At 71.4% G+C, this 6,859-nt stretch carries 5 protein-coding genes; all 5 read right to left on the bottom strand.

Features of this window, described 5'->3' with window-relative positions; translation table 11 throughout:
• Positions 1-111 precede the first annotated feature (111 nt).
• Entirely contained in the window at positions 112-897 is a 786-nt protein-coding gene (pgl, locus tag ACFVST_RS26195) for a 6-phosphogluconolactonase (protein ID WP_390156046.1), read from the bottom strand.
• Positions 897-1,955 carry a glucose-6-phosphate dehydrogenase assembly protein OpcA gene (gene opcA, locus ACFVST_RS26190; RefSeq protein ID WP_390156045.1) on the bottom strand — a complete coding sequence of 353 codons (1,059 nt, stop codon included), beginning with the start codon at positions 1,953-1,955 and terminating at the stop codon, positions 897-899. The genes pgl and opcA overlap by 1 nt, the downstream gene beginning before the upstream one ends.
• Entirely contained in the window at positions 1,952-3,484 is a 1,533-nt protein-coding gene (zwf, locus tag ACFVST_RS26185) for a glucose-6-phosphate dehydrogenase (protein WP_390156044.1), read from the bottom strand. Before zwf ends, opcA begins: the two co-directional genes overlap by 4 nt.
• A gap of 4 nt (positions 3,485-3,488) precedes the next feature.
• Positions 3,489-4,607, bottom strand: coding sequence for a transaldolase (gene tal, locus ACFVST_RS26180; protein WP_390156043.1), 1,119 nt, complete (start codon positions 4,605-4,607; stop codon positions 3,489-3,491).
• Between the two features lie 79 nt (positions 4,608-4,686).
• The gene (gene tkt, locus ACFVST_RS26175) at positions 4,687-6,774 is read right to left on the bottom strand and encodes a transketolase (RefSeq protein ID WP_390156042.1); all 2,088 of its coding nucleotides are present in this window, start codon (positions 6,772-6,774) and stop codon (positions 4,687-4,689) included.
• Positions 6,775-6,859: the final 85 nt, after the last annotated feature.

Here is a 6,859-nt window from a genome sequence, read left to right as displayed (position 1 = left end):
GTCGGGGGGGGTTGTTTTTTTTTTATCTCACGGGGAGTTGCTGTGTCGGCGGGCGCGGGGCCCCGGGGGGGGGGGCCCCCCCCCCCCCGGGGGTCGCGTACTCCGGTTGTCTCAGGCCGAGGCCGGTGGGTACAGACCGCGGGGGAGGCGGGAGGCAGCCGGGGCGTCCAGTAGCCAGAGGGTGCGGAAGCGGCCTTGGGCGCCGGCGGCCGGGGCCTGGATCTCGCCCGCACCGGACAGGGCGATCTCCGCCGCCCGCGCCTTGTCCTCGCCCGCCGCCAGCAGCCACACCTCGCGCGCCGCCCGGATCGCCGGCAGCGTCAGCGAGATCCGGGTGGGCGGCGGCTTCGGCGCTCCGTGCACCCCCACCACCGTCCGCTCCGTCTCCCGCACCGCGGGCAACTCCGGGAACAGCGACGCCACATGGGTGTCCGGCCCCACCCCCAGCAGCAGCACATCGAAGGACGGCACCGCCGCATGGTCCTCGGGGCCGGCGGCCGCGGCCAGCTCCTCCGCGTAGGCCGCGGCCGCCCAGTCGGCGTCCTCGCCCCAGCGGCCGCCCGCCGCGGGCATCGCATGGACCCGCGCCGGATCCACCGGCACCGAGTCCAGCAGTGCCGCACGGGCCTGGGTGATGTTGCGCTCCGGGTCGCCCTCCGGCAGGAAGCGCTCATCGCCCCACCACAGGTTGAGCCGGGCCCAGTCCACCGCGTCCCGGGCGGGCGCCGCGGACAGGGCGGCCAGCAGGCCGTTGCCGTTGCGCCCGCCGGTGAGCACCACCGACGCACGGCCGCGGGCGGCCTGCGCGTCGACGATCCGGGTGATCAGCCGGGCCGCCGCGGCCTGCGCCATCAGCTCCTTGTCCCGGTGCACCACCAACTGCGGTGCCGTACTCATCACTTGGCGTCCGCCTTCTTCGCCGGCGCCTTCGCGGTCTTCTTCGTCGTGCTCTTCGCGGGCGGCTGTGTCGCCGTGCCGCCCTCGTCGGGCGCCGGGGTGTCGCCGTCCGGCAGGAGCTGGCTGCCGGTGACCTCCGTCAGCCGGTCCACGCCGTAGCGCAGCGCCGACTCATAGGTGTCGTCCGGGTCGAGGCGGCGCAGCTCCTCCGCGATCAGCTCGGCGGTGCCGCGGCGTTGCAGGGCCACCGCACGGTCCGGCTGGCCCTGGATGCAGAGCTGGGCCAGCGCCCCGTCGGTGCGGTGCAGCACGATGGGGCCGCAGTCGGTCTCCATCCGGACCGCGGTCAGCCCGGGGCCCGGCGAGATGAGCCGCTGCACCGGCACCGCGAGCCGGTCCGCGAGCCACATGGCGAGCAGTTCCACACTCGGGTTGAACTCCTCGCCCTCCACCTCGGCCCCGGTGACGGTGCACACCACCTGGTCCAGCGCGGCGGCCAGCATGGAGCGCCACGGGGTGACCCGGGTCCACGCCAGATCGGTGTCGCCCGGGGTGTAGGCCTCGGCGCGGGCGCTGAGTTCGTCGATGGGCGACTCGGCGGCGTAGGTGTCGGTGACGCGGCGCTGGGCCAGCATTCCCAGCGGGTCCCTGGCCGGTTCGAGCGGTGCGTTCACCGGCCACCAGACCACCACCGGCGCGTCCGGCAGCAGCAGCGGCAGCACCACGGACTGGGCGTGGTTGACCACATCGCCGTAGAGCCGCAGCACCACCGTCTCGCCGGTGCCGGCGTCCGCGCCGACCCGGACGTCCGCGTCGAGCCGGGACTGTATGCGGTCGCGAGGTGAGCGGGAGCCGCGCTTGATGACGACGAGGGTGCGCGAGGGGTGCTCGCGGGAGGCTTCGCTGGCGGCCTTCAGCGCGTCGTAGGCGTTCTCCTCGTCGGTGACGACGACCAGGGTGAGCACCATGCCGACGGCGGGGCTGCCGATCGCGCGGCGGCCCTGCACCAGCGCCTTGTTGATCTTGCTGGAGGTGGTGTTCGTCAGGTCGATGTTCATGGCCGACGCCAGCTCCGTCCGTCGCGTTCGAGCATTTCGTCCGCCTCCACCGGGCCCCAGGTGCCCGCCGGGTACTGCGCCGGTCTGCCGTGGCCGTCCCAGAACTTCTCGATCGGGTCGAGGATCCGCCAGGACAGCTCGACCTCCTCGGTGCGCGGGAAGAGGTTGGAGTCGCCCAGCAGCACATCGAGGATGAGCCGCTCGTACGCCTCCGGGCTCGACTCGGTGAAGGACTCGCCGTAGGCGAAGTCCATCGAGACGTCGCGGACCTCCATGGAGGTGCCGGGCACCTTCGAGCCGAACCGCACCGTCACGCCCTCGTCCGGCTGCACCCGGATGACCAGCGCGTTCTGCCCCAGCTCCTCGGTGGCGGTGTGGTCGAACGGCGAGTGCGGGGCGCGCTGGAAGACCACCGCGATCTCGGTGACCCGCCGCCCGAGCCGCTTGCCGGTGCGCAGATAGAAGGGGACGCCCGCCCAGCGGCGGTTGTCGATCTGGAGCTTGATCGCGGCATAGGTGTCGGTGGTGGAGCGGGCGTCGATGCCGTCTTCCTGGAGGTAGCCGATGACCTTCTCGCCGCCCTGCCAGCCGCCCGCGTACTGCCCGCGGACGGTGGACGCGCCGAGGTCCTTCGGCAGCCTGACCGCGCTCAGCACCTTGGTCTTCTCCGCGGCCAGGGCGTCCGCGCCGAAGGACGAGGGCTCCTCCATCGCGGTCAGCGCCAGCAACTGGAGCAGGTGGTTCTGGATAACGTCACGGGCGGAGCCGATGCCGTCGTAGTATCCGGCGCGGCCGCCGATCCCGATGTCCTCGGCCATGGTGATCTGCACATGGTCGACGTACGAGCGGTTCCAGATGGGCTCGAAGAGGGTGTTGGCGAAGCGGAGCGCCAGGATGTTCTGGACGGTCTCCTTGCCGAGGTAGTGGTCGATCCGGAAGACCTGGTCGGGGCCGAAGACCTCGTGCACGATCGCGTTGAGTTCCTGCGCGGACGCCAGGTCGTGCCCGAAGGGCTTCTCGATGACGGCGCGGCGCCAGGAGCCGTTCTGCTGGTCGGCCAGGCCGTGCGTCTTCAACTGCTGGACTACCTTGGGGAAGAACTTCGGCGGGACCGAGAGGTAGAAGGCGAAGTTCCCACCGGTGCCCTGTTCCTTGTCCAACTCCTGGATGGTCTCGCGGAGTTGCTTGAAGGCGGCGTCGTCGTCGAAGGTGCCCTGGATGAAGCGCATCCCCTGGATGAGCTGCTGCCAGACCTCCTCGCGGAACGGGGTGCGGGAGTGCTCCTGCACCGCGTCGTGCACGACCTGGGCGAAGTCCTCGTTCTCCCAGTCGCGGCGGGCGAAGCCGACGAGGGCGAAGCCCGGCGGCAGCAGCCCGCGGTTGGCCAGGTCGTAGACGGCCGGCATCAGCTTCTTGCGGGAGAGATCACCCGTGACACCGAAGATCACCAGGCCCGACGGCCCCGCGATACGCGGGAGCCGCCGGTCCGCGGCGTCACGAAGCGGATTTGCTCCGTGTGCGGGAGACAAGATCTCAACCCTCCGAGGGGGCGCGGCGAGCGAGCTCCGCCTGGGTCGACTTCAGCAGGTCGGTCCAGGCGGCCTCGAACTTCTCGACCCCCTCGTCCTCCAGCACCTGCACCACGTCGTCGTAGGAGATGCCGAGCGCGGCCAGCGCGTCGAGATCGGCCCTGGCCTGCTGGTAGGTGCCGGCGACGGTGTTCCCCGTGACCTCGCCGTGGTCGGCGACGGCGTCCAGGGTGGCCTCCGGCATGGTGTTGACGGTGCCCGGCGCCACCAGGTCCACCACATACAGGGTGTCCTTGTAGTCCGGGTTCTTCACACCGGTGGACGCCCAGAGCGGGCGCTGCGGGTGGGCGCCGGCCTTGTCGAGCGCGGCCCAGCGGTCCCCGCCGAAGACCTCCTCGTACGCCTCGTAGGCCAGGCGCGCGTTGGCGACGGCGGCCTTGCCCTTGAGGGACTTGGCCTCGTCGCTGCCGATCTTGTCGAGGCGCTGGTCGATCTCGGTGTCCACCCGGGAGACGAAGAACGAGGCCACGGAGCGGATCTGCGACAGGTCGAGACCGGCCGCCTTCGCCTTCTCCAGGCCGGCCAGATAGGCGTCCATGACCGCGCGGTAGCGCTCCAGGGAGAAGATCAGCGTGACGTTGACGCTGATGCCCAGGCCGATGACCTCGGTGATCGCGGGCAGGCCCGCCTCGGTCGCCGGGATCTTGATGAAGGTGTTGGGCCGGTCCACCAGCCAGGCGAGCTGCTTGGCCTCGGCGACGGTGGCCTCGGTGTGGTGCGCCAGACGCGGGTCGACCTCGATGGACACCCGGCCGTCCTGCCCGCCGGTGGCGTCGAAGACGGGCCGCAGTACGTCGGCCGCGTCCCGTACGTCCGCCGTGGTGATCATGCGGACGGCTTCCTCGACGGTGACCCGGCGGGTGGCCAGGTCCTGGACCTGCCGGTCGTAGCCGTCGCCCGCGGAGATCGCCTTCTGGAAGATCGACGGGTTGGTCGTCACGCCCACGACGTGCTGCTGGTCGACCAGCTCGGCGAGGTTGCCGGAGGTGATCCGCTGGCGCGACAGGTCGTCCAGCCAGATCGCCACGCCCTCCTCGGAGAGGCGCTTGAGTGCGTCTGTCATGGAAATTGCATCTCCTGTTTCTGAAATGTCGTCGTGCGTCGTACTGCGGCTTCTCGACCGCGTCGCTGCCTCACAGGCGTCAGCGCGCGGCGCTCTCCAGGGATTCCCTGGCGGCCGCGGCCACCGCCTCGGCGGTGAAGCCGAACTCGCGGAACAGGAGCTTGCCGTCCGCGGAGGCACCGAAGTGCTCCAGCGAGACGACCCGGCCCGCGTCCCCGACATAGCGGTACCAGGTCAGACCGATCCCGGCCTCGACCGCCACCCGGGCCCGCACCGACGGGGGCAGCACCGAGTCCCGGTACCCCTGGTCCTGCTCCTCGAACCACTCGACGCACGGCATCGAGACGACGCGCGTCGGTACGCCGGCGGCCTGGAGCTCCTCGCGCGCCGCCACCGCGAGCTGCACCTCGGAACCGGTACCGATCAGGACCACCCGCGGCTCGCCGCCGTCCGCCTCCACGAGTACGTAACCGCCCCTGGCGGCGGCCTCGTTGGGCGCGTACGTGGGAACGCCCTGGCGGGTCAGGGCCAGGCCGTGCGGGGCGCCCTTGCCGAACTCCTTGGTCCAGCGGCGCTGGATCTCCCGCCAGGCGAGCGCCGTCTCGTTGGCGTCCGCGGGGCGCACCACGTTCAGACCGGGGATGGCCCGCAGCGAGGCGAGGTGCTCCACCGGCTGGTGCGTCGGGCCGTCCTCCCCGAGACCGATCGAGTCGTGCGTCCACACATACGTCACCGGCAGATGCATCAGCGCGGAGAGCCGTACCGCGTTGCGCATGTAGTCGGAGAAGACGAGGAAGGTGCCGCCGTAGACCCGGGTGTTGCCGTGCAGCGTGATGCCGTTCAGCTCGGCGGCCATCGCGTGCTCGCGGATCCCGAAGTGCAGCGTGCGGCCGTACGGGTCGGCCTCCGGCAGCGGGTTCCCGGACGGCAGGAACGAGGAGGTCTTGTCGATGGTGGTGTTGTTGGAGCCGGCCAGGTCGGCGGAGCCGCCCCACAGCTCGGGGATGACCGCGCCCAGCGCCTGGAGGACCTTGCCGGAGGCGGCCCGGGTGGCCACCGACTTGCCGGGCTCGAACGCCGGCAGGTGCTCCTCCCAGCCGGCCGGCAGCTCACCGGCGGCGATCCGGTCGAACTCGGCGGCGCGCCGCGGATTCGCCGTGCGCCACTCCTGGAACGACTTCTCCCACTCGGCCTTCGCCTGCGTGCCGCGCTCCAGGGCGGCCCGGGTGTGCGTCAGGACCTCCTCGGTGACCTCGAAGCTCTGCGCCGGGTCGAAGTCCAGCACCCGCTTGAGGGCGGCGACCTCCTCCTCGCCCAGCGCCGAACCGTGCGAGGCCTCGGTGTTCTGCGCGTTCGGCGCCGGCCAGGCGATGATCGAGCGCATCGCGATGAACGACGGCCGGTCGGTGACCGCCTTCGCGGCCTCGATCGCGGCGAACAGCGCCGCCGGGTCCAGATCGCCGTCCGCCTTGGGCTCCACCCGCTGCACATGCCAGCCGTACGCCTCGTACCGCTTGCAGGTGTCCTCGGAGACGGCGGTCTCGGTGTCGCCCTCGATGGAGATGTGGTTGTCGTCCCAGAGCAGGATGAGACTGCCGAGCCGCTGGTGGCCCGCGAGGGAGGACGCCTCGGCGGAGATGCCCTCCTGGAGGCAGCCGTCACCGGCGATGGCGTAGATGTGGTGGTCGAACGGCGAGGTGCCCGGGGCCGCGTCGGGGTCGAAGAGGCCGCGCTCGTAGCGGGCCGCCATTGCCATGCCGACGGCGTTCGCCACGCCCTGGCCGAGCGGCCCGGTGGTGGTCTCGACACCGGTGGTGTGGCCGTACTCCGGGTGGCCCGGGGTCTTGGAGCCCCAGGTGCGGAAGGCCTTCAGATCGTCCAGCTCCAGACCGAAACCGGCCAGGTAGAGCTGGATGTAGAGGGTCAGTGACGAGTGGCCCGCGGACAGGACGAAGCGGTCCCGACCCGTCCAGTCGGCGTCCGCCGGATCGTGGCGCATCACCTTCTGGAAGAGGGTGTAGGCCGCGGGCGCCAGGCTCATCGCCGTCCCCGGATGGCCGTTGCCGACCTTCTGTACGGCGTCGGCGGCCAGGACGCGCGCGGTGTCCACCGCGCGCTGGTCCAGATCGGTCCACTCAAGGGCTGTGGTGGTCGGCTTGGTGCTCACCCTGGGTCAGGGCTCCTCTCCACATGTCGAATGCCGGCGCACTCGCGTTCACCGGCCGCAGTCGAGCCTACCGCTGCCGCAGCGG

Source organism: Streptomyces sp. NPDC058045 (assembly GCF_042885635.1).
GTDB lineage: Bacteria > Actinomycetota > Actinomycetes > Streptomycetales > Streptomycetaceae > Streptomyces.
The sequence above is the reverse complement of the archived record's forward strand: the minus strand, read 5'-3'. Positions and strand labels throughout refer to the sequence as shown.

Excerpts from the sequence above, each read along its gene's own strand:
- pgl (WP_390156046.1), bottom strand. The coding sequence starts at position 897 with ATGAGTACGGCACCGCAGTTGGTGGTGCACCGGGACAAGGAGCTGATG.
- opcA (WP_390156045.1), bottom strand. The coding sequence starts at position 1,955 with ATGAACATCGACCTGACGAACACCACCTCCAGCAAGATCAACAAGGCG.
- tal (WP_390156043.1), bottom strand. The coding sequence starts at position 4,607 with ATGACAGACGCACTCAAGCGCCTCTCCGAGGAGGGCGTGGCGATCTGG.